The organism is Sphingopyxis sp. GC21 (assembly GCF_025727575.1).
Taxonomy (GTDB): domain Bacteria; phylum Pseudomonadota; class Alphaproteobacteria; order Sphingomonadales; family Sphingomonadaceae; genus Sphingopyxis; species Sphingopyxis terrae_A.
In genome coordinates, this window is sequence record NZ_CP095845.1 from 1,166,313 (window position 1) to 1,180,408 (window position 14,096).

Sequence of the window (14,096 nt, forward strand, 5' to 3'; positions counted from 1 at the left end):
ACAGGGGCGAAACATGGGTGTTATGGAACGGGTCAAGGCGCCGGCCGCAAAACAGCGGACGCCGAAAGCGGCCCCGCTCGATCTGCCACTGGACAGCATCCTGCAAGGCGACTGCATCGCCATGATGCGCAGCCTGCCGGCGGCATCGGTCGACATGATCTTCGCCGACCCGCCCTATAACCTCCAGCTCGGCGGGGATCTGCATCGTCCCGACGGCAGCCAGGTCGACGCCGTCGACGATGATTGGGACAAGTTCGACAGTCTCGCGGCCTATGACCGTTTCACCCATGCGTGGCTCAAGGAAGCGAAGCGCATCCTGAAACCCAATGGCAGCATCTGGGTGATCGGCAGCTATCACAACATCTTCCGCGTCGGCACCGCGCTTCAGGACAATGGCTATTGGATCCTGAACGATATCGTGTGGCGCAAGGCGAACCCGATGCCCAATTTCAAGGGCACGCGCTTCACCAATGCGCACGAGACGCTGATCTGGGCCTCGATGGGCGAAAAGTCGCGCTACACCTTCAATTATCGCGCGATGAAGACGCTCAACGACGAGCTTCAGATGCGCTCCGACTGGCTCATCCCGATCTGCGGCGGTCAGGAACGGCTCAAGAAGGGCGGCACGAAAGTACACCCGACCCAGAAGCCCGAGGCGCTGTTGTATCGCATCCTGCTCGCCTGCTCGAACCCCGGCGACGTGATCCTCGACCCGTTTTTCGGCACCGGAACCACCGGCGCGGTCGCGAAGCGCCTCGGCCGCCGCTTCATCGGCATCGAACGCGAGGACGGCTATATCGAAGCGGCAAAGGAGCGCATCGAAATGGCGCTGCCGCTCGACGAAAGCACGGTGCGGACAATGATGGCGCCTAAGGCCGCAACGCGCGTCGCCTTCGGCACGCTGGTCGAATGCGGCATGATTGCACCGGGAACGACGCTCACCGATACGAAGCGCCGCTGGAAGGCGGTGGTGCGTGTCGACGGCAGTCTGGAATGCGAGGGGCAACCCGCGGGGTCGATCCACAAGGTCGGCGCGGGCGTGCAGGGCACGCCGAGCTGCAACGGCTGGACATTCTGGCACGTCGATACGGGCAAGGAATTGCGCGTGATCGACACGGTGCGGCAGGACTGGTTGCTCGCGAACGAGGCATAAGCCTCGCCGCCCCCGCGAAGGCGGGGGCCGTGGGCTAGATCGCACTGCCGCGCCGCGGAAGGCCGACTACGGTTCCCGCCTCCGCGGGGGCGACGGGAAAGGGATTGCATGTTCGTTCCACTCACCAAGCCGGACTTCGGTACGACATGGGAGGATGCGCGTGTCTACCTCCGCCCGACCTGCTTCGTCGATCGGCCGCATGAACTTGACAAGCATTGCCTGCGGCTTGCCGACGCGATGATCTGGTTTGCGGCCTGGCATGTCAGCCTGCGCGATAATGACATGATCCGCTCGGCGGTGGTGCCGGTGGCCGAACTCGACGACTGGATTGCCGCGATGCCCAGCCGGCTCGCCGATGCAGCGCGCGCGCAGCGGGCCGCGACGGCACGACCGCGCGGCGCGCTGACGCTGGGCGCGCGGACAGTTCGGCTCGGCGAGCCGCAGATCATGGGCATCCTCAACGTCACGCCCGACAGTTTTTCCGACGGTGGCAAGACAATCGACGAGGCGGCGGCGATCGAGGCCGGTTTCGCCATGGCCTCGGCAGGGGCGGCGATCGTCGATGTCGGCGGGGAATCGACCCGGCCCGGCGCGCCGCCGGTCTGGGAAGGCGACGAGGTCAAGCGCGTGGAAAATGTCGTCGCGGCGCTCGCGCGCGGCGGAACCGCGGTGTCGATCGACACGCGCAAGGCGGCGGTCATGGAGGCGGCGCTCGCCGCCGGGGCGACGATCGTCAACGATATTTCGGCGCTGCGCTACGACGACCGCGCGACGGAGGTCGTGGCGCGCGCAGGCTGCGCCGTCGTGCTGATGCACGCGCCGTCGGCAAAGAGCGATCCGCACGAAGGCGGCACCTACGCGCATGTCCTGTTCGACGTTTACGACATGCTCGCCGAGCGTGTCGCGGACTGCATCGCGGCGGGCATCGACCCCGCAAAGATCATCGTCGATCCGGGCATCGGCTTCGGCAAGGGGGTCGCCGACAATCTGGCGCTGATCAATGGCCTTGCGCTCTTCCACACCCTCGGCTGCCCGCTGCTCTTCGGGGCGAGCCGCAAGCGCCTGATCGGGGCACTGGACAACGAAGCCCCTGCAGACCAGCGCCTTGGCGGCACAGTCGCGCTTCATTATCAGGCTGCGACGCAGGGCGCACAGTTGCTGCGGGTGCATGATGTGGCCGAAAACCGGCAGGCGCTGCGGGTGTGGCGCGGGCTGCGGGATGCGGCGCTGACCGCCTGAGTTCCTCCATCGGTCGCGGGAGAGGAAACCCTGCAGCACTGTCATGCGTCCCCTTCTTGAAGGCCCGCTCCGATTGCGGGCTCCGAAGGAGACTTCCATGCAGCTTCCCCATGGCACCCATGTCGCCGTCGCCGACGGCAACCGCTTCGTTCTGTTTCGCAACGATGGCGATGCAGACCTTATCAACCTTGTCGATGCGGCCAGCCCGGAGGTCGACGCCGGAAACCGTGGCGGCGCGAAGCCCGAACCCCGCGACCTTGACGAGCGTGGACACGCCGCGGGCGTCGCGGCGCTTCTTAACAAGCGCATCCTCGACAACGAAATCGAAAAGCTGCTCGTGATTGCCGATCCGCACACGCTCGGCGTGATGCGCGGGCATTATCACCGCGAACTTGAAAAGCGGCTGGTCGGCGAACTCGCCAAGACGCTGACCAATGCCGATACGGCGCAGATCGAGCAGGCGATCGGCGCGGCTTAGGCCGCGGTGTCGATCCCCAGATCGCTGAGCTTGCGATACAGCGTCGAGCGCCCGATCCCGAGCCGGCGGGCGACTTCGCTCATGCGGCCGCGGTAATGGCCGATGGCGAGGCGGATGACATCGGCTTCGATATCCTCTAGCGGACGAAGATTGCCGTCCGGGAGGTAGAGGGTGATGCCGATCGCCTCGCCGTTGATCGCGACATTGGCGTCTCCGCTCACGCTGCCACCGAGCGCAGCTTCGATCGCCTTGAAGTCGGCACTCGTCAGCACGTCGGTCTTGCTTTCGACCGCCGCGCGGAACAGCACGTCCTGCAACTGACGGACATTGCCCGGCCAGGCATAGGCGGCGAGCAGGCGTAGGGCATCGTCGGTGATGCCGATCGGCCCCATGCCGGGCAGGCCGCCGATGCGCGTGAGCAGATGGCGGGCGAGCGGCCCAACATCGCCGCGCCGTTCGGAAAGCGAGGGCAGGGTGAATTGCGCGGTCGACAGCGCGTAGAACAGGTCTTCGCGGAAGTGTCCTGCCTCGATCAGCTTGTCGAGCGGGCTGGCGCTGGTCGCGATGATGCGGACGTCGACGGTCTGGCGGATCGAGCCACCGATCATCTGCACTTCGCCGCTGTTCAGAAATTCGACGAGTTTTGCCTGCGTGTCGAGCGGGATACATTCGACATGGTCGATGATGATGCTGCCGCCGTCGGCCTGCACCAGCCGGCCGACCTGCCGGTCGAAGGCGCCGGGAAAGGCACCGCGTTCGTGGCCGAACAGTCCCGATCCGATAAGCCCCGGCGATACCGCCGAACAATCGACCATCACCAGCGGGCCGCGCGCACGCGGACTGGCGCTGTGGATCGCGCGGGCAAAGACTTCCTTGCCGGTGCCCGGCTTGCCGTTGATCATCACCGGCACGCGGGCGCGCGCGGCCTTGGCGGCGATCGCCAGCGCGCTACGGAAATTGGGCGACGAACCGATGATTTCTTCGAAGGCGAGCGGCGCGCGCAGCTTTTCGGTGAGCGGGCGCAATTCGCCCTGCGGGCCGGTCTGCGAGACGATGCGGTCGAGCGCGCCGAGCAGCCGGTCGGGCGCGATGGGCTTTTGCACGAAATCGCTCGCGCCAGCGCGCATCGCGGCAACCGCGACTTCGACGCCGTTGCGCATGGTGATGACGATAAGCGGCAGCGCCGGGCGCCAGCGGCGCAGTTCGGCGATGAATTCGGGGATCGGCACGCCCGGCGCGCCCTGATCGACGAGCACGGCGTCGAGCGCCATGCCTTCCTGGGTGCCGAGCTTCGCGAGCGCGGTGTCGGTGTCGGCGGCGACGATGCTGCGCCAGCCGCCCCGCGACACCAGCGCCGAAAGGAATCGCTGCTGCGCCGGTTCGCTGTCGACGATCATCACCATTCGCGTGTCGCGCGCGTTCGCCATCGCTTCCCAATTGCCCCTTTTGTCGGCACGCAGGGTGCCGGTGTCCGCGGTAGCCGCCATGTGTAACCGGGATGGGTAAAGGCCGGATTAAGGCCACCAGGCTTTTGCCCGCCGTGCGCCGCGGCGCAAAACGGGCTATTGAGCATCGGGGGGCGCATGGCTAAGACCGGCGCGATATCCGATTCTGGCGGGCGCCCGGCGCAGCGCCGGCGGGCAGGAAACAAGCGGATACAAGGCAAAGGGGAATGGCCATGGCGGAACAGGATATGAAAACGGCGAACCAGACCTATGAAGGCTTTCTGGGCCTTTTGAAGGTCGGCACGATCGCAACCGTGATCGTCGCCGTCGTCGTCGTCCTTCTGATCTCTTCCTAAGCGGCGCCAGTCATGCGCATCGCCGTGCTGAAAGACCTCGCCGCGGGCGAGACCCGTGTCGCTGCGACCCCGGAAACGGTGAAGAAATTCATCGGCCTGGGCGCTGAAGTCGCCGTCGAGAGCGGAGCAGGGGTTACGGCCTCGATCGCCGACGCCGATTACACCGCTGCGGGGGCGAGCCTGGGCAGCCGCGCCGATGTGCTGAAGGGTGCGAACATCATCCTCGGCATTCAGGGCCCCGATCCCAAGAGCCTGTCGGGCTTTGCCGACGGGGCGTGGCTGGCGGCGGGGCTCAACCCGTTCGGCGAGCGCGCCCGCGTTGACGACTATGCCAAGCTTGGCATCGAGGCGCTGGCGATGGAATTCATGCCGCGCATCACGCGCGCGCAGTCGATGGATATCCTGTCCAGCCAGGCAAATCTCGCGGGCTACAAGGCGGTGCTGATGGCGGCAAACGCCTATGGCCGCGCCTTTCCGATGATGATGACCGCCGCCGGCACCGTCAGCGCGGCCAAGGCGTTCATCATGGGCGTCGGCGTCGCGGGGCTCCAGGCGATCGCGACCGCGCGGCGCCTGGGGGCGCAGGTCAGCGCGACCGACGTGCGCTCCGCGACCAAGGAACAGATCCTCAGCCTCGGCGCCAAGCCGATCTTCGTCGAAAGCGTCGCGGGGATCGAGGGCGAAGGTGCGGGCGGCTATGCCACCGAAATGTCGGACGAATATCAGAAGGCGCAGGCCGAGCTGGTGTCGGGACATATCGCCAAGCAGGATATTGTCATCACCACCGCGCTGATCCCGGGGCGCCCCGCGCCGCGGCTGATTTCGGACGCGCAACTCGCGACGATGCGCACGGGCAGCGTGATCGTCGACATGGCGGCCGAAAGCGGCGGCAATGTCGAAGGCTCGGTGGCCGGCGAAACGAAGCAGATCCACGGTGTCACCGTGATCGGCGCAAAGAATATCGCCGCGCTGATGCCCGCCGACACGAGCGCGCTGTTCAGCCGCAACCTGTTCAATTTCCTGTCGGCCTTCTGGGACAAGGAAGCCGGCAAGCCCGTGCTCGACGAGGAAATCGGCAATGCCGTGCGGCTGACGCAGGGCGGCAAGGTCGTGAACGAGCGGCTGCTGGGGTAGGCGTTTCGCTGGACGCGTCCGGCTGACTTTCTTCTGAAACTTTCGCGCGCCAATGGCGTTGCGAATCGGGGTGCGGCGCGATGTGGCACGGGGCCGTTCGGGCCGTTTCAGCAAGGAGATCAGAGGTGACGAAATCCGGCTTGTTCATGAGTGCCATGGTAGCGGCGTTGGCGCTCGGCGGCTGCAACAAGACTCCCGAGCCGCCCAAGGCCGAAATCGAAAGCGGCGCGATGAACGATGTCGTAACCGCGAGCGCCAATCCGCAGGTCGGCGGTGCCGCGATGGCGCCTGACAAGACGATCCTCGCCAATGCCGCTGCCTCGCCGATACTGAGCCAGTTGACCGCGGCGGTGAATCAGGCTGGGCTGGCCGATACGCTCTCGGGGCCGGGGCCTTTCACGCTGTTTGCGCCCAATGACGCCGCCTTTGCGCAGGTTCCCGCGGTCACGCGCGACGGCTGGGCGCGTCCGGCGCAGACGGTGGTGCTTGCCGGCGTGCTCAAATATCATGTCGTGCCGGGCAAGCTGACCGCCGCCGATCTCGCCGCGAAGATCGATGCGGGCGGCGGCAAGGCGGTGCTCAAGACGCTCGACGGGCAGGATCTGACCGCGACCAAATCGGGCGAGGCGATCATCCTGACGAGTGCGAGCGGCAACAAGGCCGCGGTAACGCAGGCGGACGTTGGACAGGCGAACGGTATCGTCCATGTCATCGACGCAGTGCTGCTGCCAAAGATGTAAATTGTCCTGACGCGTAATTATATTTCACAAAGCGCCCGCCATTTCCGGCCTGGAGATGCGCGGGCGTGACTTTTTGACAGCTTTGGAGTCGACAGGCCTTCGCTCCCACGGCAAGAGGTGCCGACGCGGAATCAGCAGGGGAGCGCGCCGTGGATTTCATTTCCATCTTTTCGATTTTCGTCCTGGCCTGTTTCGTCGGCTATTTCGTCGTCTGGTCGGTGACGCCGGCGCTGCACACGCCGCTGATGAGCGTGACCAACGCGATTTCGTCGGTCATCATCGTCGGCGCGCTGATCGCCAGCGCGGCGGCGGGCTCGGCAAGCTCTAAATGGCTCGGCCTTGCCGCGGTCGTGATGGCGAGCATCAATATTTTCGGCGGCTTTGCGGTCACCGGGCGCATGCTCGCAATGTACAAGAAAAAAGAGCGTTAAGGCGCTGCGAACCAAGGATTTGACGGGCCATGGACGGATGGCCCGACGGGGGAATTAGCATGCACGAAGTAGCACCGATCAATCCCTGGGTGGCGCTGGCCTATCTCGCCTCGGGCATCCTGTTCATCCTCGCGCTGCGCGGCCTGTCGAGCCCGGCATCGTCACGGCGCGGCAACCGTTTCGGCATGATCGGCATGACGATTGCGGTCGTCACGACGCTGATTACCCACGCGCCGTGGAAAAGCGGCGACGCCGCGAACAGTTATGTCGGGATCAATGTCACGGCGATGGCGGAGATATTGGGCGCGATCGCGATCGGCGCCATCATCGGCATCGTCATGGCGCGCCGGATCGCGATGACCGCGATGCCGCAGCTTGTCGCGGCCTTTCACAGCCTCGTCGGGCTTGCCGCAGTCGCGGTGGCCGCGGCCGCCTACCTCAATCCCGGCGCCTTTCATATCGCCGACGAAATGGGTCAGATTTTCGCGGTCAGCCGGATCGAAATGGGGCTCGGCATCGCCATCGGCGCGATCACCTTTTCGGGCTCGGTCATCGCCTTTCTGAAGCTCAACGGCAATATGTCGGGCGCCCCGATCATGCTGCCCGCGCGGCACGTCATCAACCTCGGCACGCTCGCCGCGATCATCGGCCTTGTCGCCTATTTCCTGACCGACCAGTCGCCGTGGGTTTTCTGGACGATCACCGCATTGAGCTTCCTGATCGGTTTCCTGCTGATCATCCCGATTGGCGGCGCCGACATGCCGGTCGTCGTGTCGATGCTCAACAGCTATTCGGGCTGGGCCGCTGCGGCGATGGGCTTCACGCTCGGCAACACCGCGATGATCATCACCGGCGCGCTCGTCGGTTCGTCGGGCGCGATCCTGTCGTACATCATGTGCCGCGCGATGAACCGCAGCTTCATCAGCGTCATTGCCGGCGGCTTCGGCGCCGACGATTCGGGCGGCGGTGCGGGCGGTTCGAAGGAACAGCGCCCGTGGAAGCCTGGCAGCGCCGAAGACGCGGCCTTCCTGATGAGCCAGGCGGAAAATGTCATCATCGTTCCCGGCTACGGCATGGCAGTGGCGCAGGCGCAGCACGCGCTGCGCGAAATGTCGGACATGCTCAAGAAAGAGGGCGTGAACGTCAAATATGCGATCCATCCGGTCGCGGGCCGCATGCCCGGCCATATGAACGTGCTGCTCGCCGAAGCGAATGTTCCCTATGACGAAGTGTTCGAGCTTGAGGACATCAACGGCGAATTCGCGCAATGCGACGTCGCCTTTGTGATCGGCGCCAACGACGTGACCAACCCGGCGGCCAAGACCGACAAGTCGTCGCCGATCTATGGCATGCCGGTGCTCGACGTCGAAAAGGCGAAGACCGTGCTGTTCGTGAAGCGGTCGATGGGCGGGGTCGGCTATGCCGGCGTCGACAACGACGTCTTCTACATGGACCAGACGATGATGCTGCTCGGCGACGCCAAGAAGATGGCCGACGACATCGTCAAGGCGCTGAGCGGCAGCGGGCACTAAGGCCGAACGCGGCAAGCCGGCGCGCGACGGTACCGATCGTCGCGATGCCATAGCCGTCGGGATCGGGTGCGGCCGCGCGAAAGCGGTTCGCGACGCCGTCGAGATCGGCGAGCAAGCGGCTCAGATAGATGTGCGCATCTTCATCGTCGGGGCGCGGGTCGAGCGCGATAGTTTTCATCGCGGCGATCGCCTGCAGCTCGTCCAGCCCGACGTTGCGCCCGGTGCGGCCGTTGGTCCAATAGCCGTCGCCAAGGTGCCGGGCCGCTTCGGCCTCCTGCTCGGCGAGCTGCGCCAGAAAATAGTGCCGGATCGCGTCCATCGCGCCGGTCTGCCGCGTGCGGCGGGCCGCGTCAAAGAAAAGCAGGTGCGATGCCGCGGCGCGCCCGCCGCCTCCAGCCCTGCGGGGCATTGACCCGAATCGTCATCCCGGCGAAGGCCTGGATCTCAACCTCGCGTCGGAAATGGACGGCGAGACCCCGGCCTTCGCCGGGGTAACGATGAAGGGATAGACGTCATCCATGCGCAAAATCGGTTTGATCGGAGGAATGAGCTGGGCATCGACCGAGCTATATTATCGGCACCTCAACAAGGGGCTGCAAAAGCGGGTCGGCACCGGCTGTTCGGCGCCGATCCTGATGGAAAGCCTGAATTATTGCGATCTGTCGCGGCTCTCGACACCCGAGCAATGGGATCATGCGAAGGAGGTGCTGATCGCGTCGGCGCGGCAGCTCGAGGCGGCGGGAGCGACGGCGCTGATGATTGCGGCCAATTCGATGCACAAGGTGGCGGGCGACGTCGCCACGGCGATTTCGATCCCGCTGCTCCATATCGTCGACGAAACGGGCGAAAAGATGCGCGCCGACGGCGTGAAGGCGGCGGCGGTGATCGGCACCCGCAACGTCATGACCGAGCCCTGGTTCCGCCAGCGGCTCGTGCGCCACGGCCTGACGCTCGCCCCCTATGACGCGAGCCGCGCCGAGGAGATCGACCGCATCATCTATGACGAGTTGATGCAGGGCAAGGTGACCGAGGATTCGCGCCGGACGATGCGCACCTTCATCACCGACATCGCCAAGCAGGATATTCAGGCGCTCGTCCTGGCCTGCACCGAGCTGGTGATGCTTGTCGATCCCGACGCGAACCTGCTGCCGGTGTATGATACGGCGCGCATCCATGTCGCCGCAGGTGTCGACTGGATATTGGGCGACGCACCCTGATTGCCGGAGGCGCGCGCCGTTACGCGGCGACGCCGTCCGCCACTTTCATCCACTCGGCCAGCGCCGCGCCCGCGCGCTGCGTGTAGGCGAGCTTGCGGTCCTTCTTGCGGACATCCTCCGCAACCGGCGGGAACAGCCCGAAATTGACGTTCATCGGCTGATAGGATGCGGCGTCGGCGCCGCCGGTGATATGGCCGAGCAGCGCACCGAGCGCCGTTTCGGGCGGCGGCGGCGGTAGCGAACGACCGCCGAGCTCGGCGATCGCAAAGCGCGCGGCGACAAGGCCGATCGCGGCGCTTTCGACATAGCCTTCGCAGCCGGTAATCTGGCCTGCAAAGCGGATATGCGGCGCCGACTTCAGGCGGAGCTGGCCGTCGAGCAGTTCGGGCGAACGGATGAAGCTGTTGCGGTGAAGACCGCCCAGCCGCGCGAACTCGGCCTTTTCGAGCCCCGGAATGGTGCGGAACAGCTCGACCTGCGCGCCATGCTTCAGCTTGGTCTGAAAGCCGACCATATTCCACAAGGTGCCGAGCGCATTGTCCTGGCGGAGCTGGACGACGGCATAGGGCCAGCGCCCGGTGCGCGGATTGTCCAGCCCGACGCCCTTCATCGGTCCGAAGCGTAGCGTTTCGATGCCGCGTTCGGCCATCACCTCAATGGGCATACAGCCCTCGAAATAGGGCGTGTCCTTTTCCCAGTCCTTGAATTCAGTCTTGTCGCCGTCGATCAGCCCCTGGACGAAGGCATAATATTGATCCTTGTCCATCGGGCAGTTGATATAATCCTTGCCGTCGCCGATCGGCCCGACCTTGTCCCAGCGGCTCGCCATCCAAGCGATGTCCATGTCGATACTGTCGCGGTAAACGATGGGCGCGATCGCGTCGAAAAAGGCAAGCGCGTCCTTCCCCGTTGCGACGCCGATGCTCTCCGCGAGGCTGGCGGCGGTGAGCGGTCCCGTCGCGACGATCGTCAGGCCCTCGGTCGGCAGCGTGTCGATGCGTTCGCGCACGATCGTGACATTGGGATGCTCGGCAAGCGCTTTGGTGACGCCGCCCGAAAAGAGATCGCGGTCGACCGCGAGCGCCGATCCGGCGGGAACTTTTGTGGCATCGGCTTCGCGCATGATGATCGAGCCCAGGCTGCGCATCTCGCGGTGGAGCAGGCCGACGGCGTTGCTGTCGCCGTCATCGCTGCGAAAGCTGTTGGAACACACCATTTCGGCGAGCGTGTCGCCCTGATGCGCCGGGGTCATGTCGCCGCCCCCGCGCATTTCGGACAGGCGCACGCGATAGCCCGCTTCGGCAAGCTGCCATGCCGCCTCCGATCCTGCGAGGCCGCCGCCGATGATATGAATGTCGTGAGCCACTATACGCTATCCGTTGACTTGTACCCGATCCGCCGCGCAGTAGGCGCCTTGTGAGGAAGATGCAAAGGGGTGGGCGATGAGCGATGAACGGGGGCGGGATCGCGCGCGGTGGATTTGGTGGCTCGCGCTGGTCGGCGGTGTCAGCTTTTTTGTCGCGGTTCATCAGCATTGGCACGGCCCCGCGATCTGGGCGTGGAAGACGAGCGGGGTTGCGCTGCTCGCCTTGTGGGCCGCCGCGAATGCGCGCGGCACCGACGGCCGCCTGATCGCGCTGGCGCTCGGTTTCGGGGCGCTCGGCGACTATCTGCTCGACGCCAGGGGGTTGATCGTCGGCGCGCTGGCCTTTGCCGCGGGGCATGTCACCGCGATCATCCTATATTGGCGGAACCGGCGCCCGGCACTGTCGGCCCCGCAGCGCTGGCTCGGCTGGCTGACCGTTCCAGCGGCGCTCGTCATCGCCTGGGGGCTGACGCGCGGTGCGCCCGACGGCGCGGCGGCGGTCGGCTATACCGCGCTCGTCGCCGCGATGGCGGCTTCGGCGTGGACGAGCCGTTTTCCGCGCTATCGCACCGGGATCGGCGCGATGCTGTTCCTCGCGAGCGACCTGTTCATCTTTGCCGGGGAGGGCGGTGCGCTTTCGAAGGACGTCACCCTGTGGCTCGTCTGGCCGCTCTACTTTGCGGGACAGGCGCTGATCGCCTGGGGCGCCGTATGGACGCTGGTCAAGGAATAGACGCGGTCACGAGGGCGGCGCCCCATCGCCGATAAGCAGCGCCTCGATATCCGACACCGGACGGTCGGTCATTTCCTTGACATGCTCACCCACGAGGCGGCGCTGCACTTCCTTGTGCCACAGCGGTCGCAACTCGCCCATCGTGCGCGCGGGCGCGACGATGACGAGATCGTCGAATTCGCCCGCGAGCGCCATCGCGTTGACCTTTTCGCTAAGATCGCGCGCAAAGCGATCTTCCTCCTGCTGGTGGAAATCCGTTTCGTGCATCGTGTCCTGAAACGCCCCAGTAGCCGGAGCGCGGCCCGAGCGGCCCGCGGCGTCGGTCTTGATGTCGCTGTCCTTACGATCCTCGCGTTCGCGATGCGATGCGGTGCGCAGGTCGATCTGATGCTCATCGCCGCGATTGCGCAAAAATAATGCCTTGCGACCGTCTGCGACGAGGACGAGCGTGTCGTGGGGAATAGTCATACCATGGCTCCCTTCTCGGAAAAGCCAACGCATGGGTCTGCGGCGAAGTTTCGCCAATCGGGGATATTCCCTAGGCGCGCGAACGGTGCGCGCCGGGCTCATCGCCGTCCCACGCTGCGATCGTGGTGCGGTGGAGCAGGCGGTCGTGACCGTCATAGCCGCCGGTCGCACGGTGGAGTACCGAGCGATTGTCCCACATCAGCAGCATTCCCGCGTCCCATTTGTGGCTGTAGCGAAATTCCTCGCGCCCCTGCCAGTGCAGCAGTTCGACGATCAGCGGCAGTGCTTCGGCGTCGTCCATATCCTCGATCCCGATGATATAGCCCGCGCAGCCGAACAGGCCCTCGCGGCCCGTTTCGGGGTGCCTGCGGATGATCGGGTGCGCCTGCGTCGCCATCGCCGCTTCGCCGGGGCGGATGTCCATGCTGCGGCCCTTGTCGTTCGCGCCATACATGCCGGAGGGGGCGTAGCCGCCGCGCGCGCTGTGGATCGCGCGGCGCCCCTCGATCCGGGCGCGCAGCGCGTCCGGCATCGCGGCGAGAGCCGCATGCTGGTTCGCGAATTCGGTGTTGCCGCCAATCGGCGGGATGGTGATGCCGTAAAGACAGGTTCCGGCTGGCGGCCTTGCCTGAAAGCTCCAATCGCTGTGCCAGTTTTCGGCGAACAGCGGCGCGGTTTCGTCGGCGCGGCGCTTGACCGCGATGACGTGCCGTCGCCCCGGAACCGGCGCGATGAAGGGATCGTCGCCGAAGCCACCGAAATATTGGGTGAACCGCTCCAGATCGTCGTCACCCAGCGACTGGCCGGGAAAGGCGAGGACATGATGGTCGAGCCACGCCGCGCGGATGTCGGCCACGACGCCGGCCGAAAGCGGCTGCGTCAGGTCGATGCCGGTGATCGCGGCGCCGCACGCCTGGCCGCTGGGGGTGATCGTGAAAGCCATGGCGCGATGCTGCGCCGTTCGCCCGCCGCCGTCAATCGGTGTGCGAAACCGGTGCGCCATCGATCAGCGCGACGGCGCGGATCCAGCCGGCGCTCGCGCGCTCGATCTTCACCGGGAAACAGGAAAGCGTCCAGCCGGTCGGGGGCAGGGCGGCAAGGCCCATCAGCTTCTCGATCTGGTAATAGGGCCGGATCCGCCCTGCCTTATGGCCTTCCCAGATGATCGACGGATCGCGCGTTTCGGCCCACCGTTTCGCGGTGTGGCTGAACGGTGCGTCCCAACTCCACGCGTCGGTGCCGACGACCTTCACGCCGCGCTCGGTGAGATACAGCGTCGCCTCGGCACCCATGCCGCAGCCCTGATCGGTGAAATTGTCGGTGCCATAGATCGCGCCCGACTGGACGAGCACGATGTCGAACGGCTGAAGGGTGTGGCCGATCCGCGCCAACTCGGCCTCCACTTCGGCCGCGCTGACGACATGACCGGCGGGACGATCCGAAAAGTCGAGTTTGACGCCGGGCCGGAAAAAGAGGTCGAGCGGCGCCTCGTCGATGCTGGGCGCAGGCGTGGCGCCCGCATCGGTCGTCGAATGGAAATGCCACGGCGCGTCCATATGCGTGCCGTTGTGCGTGCTCAAAGTCAGGCTTTCGACCGCCCAGCCTTCGCCATCGGGAAGGTCCTCCTTCGCGAGTCCCGGAAAGAACATCGCAATCTGCTCCCACGTCGTCTCGTGGGTCATGTAGCTGATTTGCGGGCGCATCACCGGCGGGTCGGAGACGACGTCGTTGGTGATCGGGATCGAAAGGTCGATGAACTGCATGGCCCGCAATCTGCCACCAATAGCCCGCGGCGCCAAGCGAA

At 65.6% G+C, this 14,096-nt stretch carries 16 protein-coding genes; 10 read left to right on the plus strand and 6 right to left on the minus strand.

Going from position 1 to position 14,096, the window contains the following annotated elements:
- The first annotated feature begins 13 nt into the window (after positions 1 to 13).
- From MU856_RS05550 to MU856_RS05560, 3 genes are all read left to right on the plus strand, one after another.
- Positions 14 to 1,153, plus strand: coding sequence for a site-specific DNA-methyltransferase (locus MU856_RS05550; RefSeq protein ID WP_062902323.1), 1,140 nt, complete (start codon positions 14 to 16; stop codon positions 1,151 to 1,153).
- A gap of 108 nt (positions 1,154 to 1,261) precedes the next feature.
- A complete protein-coding gene (folP, locus tag MU856_RS05555) occupies positions 1,262 to 2,392 on the plus strand; it encodes a dihydropteroate synthase (RefSeq protein WP_263588543.1) in 1,131 nt (376 codons plus the stop codon).
- 97 nt (positions 2,393 to 2,489) lie between these two features.
- Positions 2,490 to 2,870, plus strand: coding sequence for a host attachment protein (locus tag MU856_RS05560; RefSeq protein WP_217373362.1), 381 nt, complete (start codon positions 2,490 to 2,492; stop codon positions 2,868 to 2,870).
- Here MU856_RS05560 and MU856_RS05565 read toward each other — a convergent pair.
- Positions 2,867 to 4,297 (minus strand): sigma-54-dependent transcriptional regulator, encoded by a 1,431-nt coding sequence (locus MU856_RS05565; RefSeq protein WP_062902326.1) that lies wholly within the window; start codon positions 4,295 to 4,297, stop codon positions 2,867 to 2,869. The genes MU856_RS05560 and MU856_RS05565 overlap by 4 nt on opposite strands.
- A gap of 251 nt (positions 4,298 to 4,548) precedes the next feature.
- On the opposite strand from MU856_RS05565, the gene MU856_RS05570 reads away from it, so the two are divergent.
- The 5 genes from MU856_RS05570 to MU856_RS05590 all read left to right on the plus strand — a co-directional run bounded on the left by MU856_RS05570 (position 4,549) and on the right by MU856_RS05590 (position 8,508).
- Positions 4,549 to 4,671 (plus strand): aa3-type cytochrome c oxidase subunit IV, encoded by a 123-nt coding sequence (locus tag MU856_RS05570; protein ID WP_003051210.1) that lies wholly within the window; start codon positions 4,549 to 4,551, stop codon positions 4,669 to 4,671.
- 12 nt (positions 4,672 to 4,683) lie between these two features.
- Positions 4,684 to 5,805: an NAD(P) transhydrogenase subunit alpha gene (locus MU856_RS05575; protein WP_062902327.1), complete on the plus strand. Its 1,122-nt coding sequence runs from the start codon at positions 4,684 to 4,686 to the stop codon at positions 5,803 to 5,805.
- Positions 5,806 to 5,930: 125 nt separating this feature from the next.
- On the plus strand, positions 5,931 to 6,545 hold the full coding sequence (locus MU856_RS05580) for a fasciclin domain-containing protein (protein ID WP_263588544.1): 615 nt from the start codon (positions 5,931 to 5,933) through the stop codon (positions 6,543 to 6,545).
- A 149-nt stretch (positions 6,546 to 6,694) separates the two neighbouring features.
- Positions 6,695 to 6,976, plus strand: coding sequence for a proton-translocating transhydrogenase family protein (locus MU856_RS05585; protein WP_003051219.1), 282 nt, complete (start codon positions 6,695 to 6,697; stop codon positions 6,974 to 6,976).
- 59 nt (positions 6,977 to 7,035) lie between these two features.
- A complete protein-coding gene (locus MU856_RS05590) occupies positions 7,036 to 8,508 on the plus strand; it encodes an NAD(P)(+) transhydrogenase (Re/Si-specific) subunit beta (RefSeq protein WP_217373364.1) in 1,473 nt (490 codons plus the stop codon).
- Here MU856_RS05590 and MU856_RS05595 read toward each other — a convergent pair.
- Positions 8,480 to 8,917 carry a hypothetical protein gene (locus MU856_RS05595; protein ID WP_263588545.1) on the minus strand — a complete coding sequence of 146 codons (438 nt, stop codon included), beginning with the start codon at positions 8,915 to 8,917 and terminating at the stop codon, positions 8,480 to 8,482. The genes MU856_RS05590 and MU856_RS05595 overlap by 29 nt on opposite strands.
- A gap of 109 nt (positions 8,918 to 9,026) precedes the next feature.
- On the opposite strand from MU856_RS05595, the gene MU856_RS05600 reads away from it, so the two are divergent.
- Positions 9,027 to 9,725 (plus strand): aspartate/glutamate racemase family protein, encoded by a 699-nt coding sequence (locus MU856_RS05600; RefSeq protein ID WP_263588546.1) that lies wholly within the window; start codon positions 9,027 to 9,029, stop codon positions 9,723 to 9,725.
- Positions 9,726 to 9,744: 19 nt separating this feature from the next.
- Here the strand turns inward: MU856_RS05600 and trmFO are convergent, their stop codons facing one another.
- Positions 9,745 to 11,094, minus strand: coding sequence for a methylenetetrahydrofolate--tRNA-(uracil(54)-C(5))-methyltransferase (FADH(2)-oxidizing) TrmFO (trmFO, locus tag MU856_RS05605; protein ID WP_202988490.1), 1,350 nt, complete (start codon positions 11,092 to 11,094; stop codon positions 9,745 to 9,747).
- A gap of 73 nt (positions 11,095 to 11,167) precedes the next feature.
- On the opposite strand from trmFO, the gene MU856_RS05610 reads away from it, so the two are divergent.
- Positions 11,168 to 11,824, plus strand: a complete 657-nt coding sequence (locus MU856_RS05610; protein ID WP_263588547.1) for a lysoplasmalogenase — start codon at positions 11,168 to 11,170, stop codon at positions 11,822 to 11,824.
- Positions 11,825 to 11,830: 6 nt separating this feature from the next.
- Here the strand turns inward: MU856_RS05610 and MU856_RS05615 are convergent, their stop codons facing one another.
- The 3 genes from MU856_RS05615 to MU856_RS05625 form a co-directional block, all read right to left on the minus strand.
- On the minus strand, positions 11,831 to 12,292 hold the full coding sequence (locus MU856_RS05615; RefSeq protein WP_062902334.1) for a host attachment family protein: 462 nt from the start codon (positions 12,290 to 12,292) through the stop codon (positions 11,831 to 11,833).
- Positions 12,293 to 12,362: 70 nt separating this feature from the next.
- Positions 12,363 to 13,235 carry a TauD/TfdA dioxygenase family protein gene (locus MU856_RS05620; protein ID WP_263588548.1) on the minus strand — a complete coding sequence of 291 codons (873 nt, stop codon included), beginning with the start codon at positions 13,233 to 13,235 and terminating at the stop codon, positions 12,363 to 12,365.
- Between the two features lie 31 nt (positions 13,236 to 13,266).
- Positions 13,267 to 14,055: a cyclase family protein gene (locus tag MU856_RS05625; RefSeq protein ID WP_263588549.1), complete on the minus strand. Its 789-nt coding sequence runs from the start codon at positions 14,053 to 14,055 to the stop codon at positions 13,267 to 13,269.
- Between the last annotated feature and the right edge of the window lie 41 nt (positions 14,056 to 14,096).

Excerpts from the sequence above, each read along its gene's own strand:
- MU856_RS05560 (WP_217373362.1), top strand. The coding sequence starts at position 2,490 with ATGCAGCTTCCCCATGGCACCCATGTCGCCGTCGCCGACGGCAACCGC.
- MU856_RS05610 (WP_263588547.1), top strand. The coding sequence starts at position 11,168 with ATGAGCGATGAACGGGGGCGGGATCGCGCGCGGTGGATTTGGTGGCTC.
- folP (WP_263588543.1), top strand. The coding sequence starts at position 1,262 with ATGTTCGTTCCACTCACCAAGCCGGACTTCGGTACGACATGGGAGGAT.
- MU856_RS05625 (WP_263588549.1), bottom strand. The coding sequence starts at position 14,055 with ATGCAGTTCATCGACCTTTCGATCCCGATCACCAACGACGTCGTCTCC.
- MU856_RS05590 (WP_217373364.1), top strand. The coding sequence starts at position 7,036 with ATGCACGAAGTAGCACCGATCAATCCCTGGGTGGCGCTGGCCTATCTC.
- MU856_RS05565 (WP_062902326.1), bottom strand. The coding sequence starts at position 4,297 with ATGGCGAACGCGCGCGACACGCGAATGGTGATGATCGTCGACAGCGAA.
- MU856_RS05550 (WP_062902323.1), top strand. The coding sequence starts at position 14 with ATGGGTGTTATGGAACGGGTCAAGGCGCCGGCCGCAAAACAGCGGACG.
- MU856_RS05615 (WP_062902334.1), bottom strand. The coding sequence starts at position 12,292 with ATGACTATTCCCCACGACACGCTCGTCCTCGTCGCAGACGGTCGCAAG.
- MU856_RS05600 (WP_263588546.1), top strand. The coding sequence starts at position 9,027 with ATGCGCAAAATCGGTTTGATCGGAGGAATGAGCTGGGCATCGACCGAG.
- MU856_RS05620 (WP_263588548.1), bottom strand. The coding sequence starts at position 13,235 with ATGGCTTTCACGATCACCCCCAGCGGCCAGGCGTGCGGCGCCGCGATC.
- MU856_RS05595 (WP_263588545.1), bottom strand. The coding sequence starts at position 8,917 with ATGCCCCGCAGGGCTGGAGGCGGCGGGCGCGCCGCGGCATCGCACCTG.
- MU856_RS05570 (WP_003051210.1), top strand. The coding sequence starts at position 4,549 with ATGGCGGAACAGGATATGAAAACGGCGAACCAGACCTATGAAGGCTTT.
- MU856_RS05575 (WP_062902327.1), top strand. The coding sequence starts at position 4,684 with ATGCGCATCGCCGTGCTGAAAGACCTCGCCGCGGGCGAGACCCGTGTC.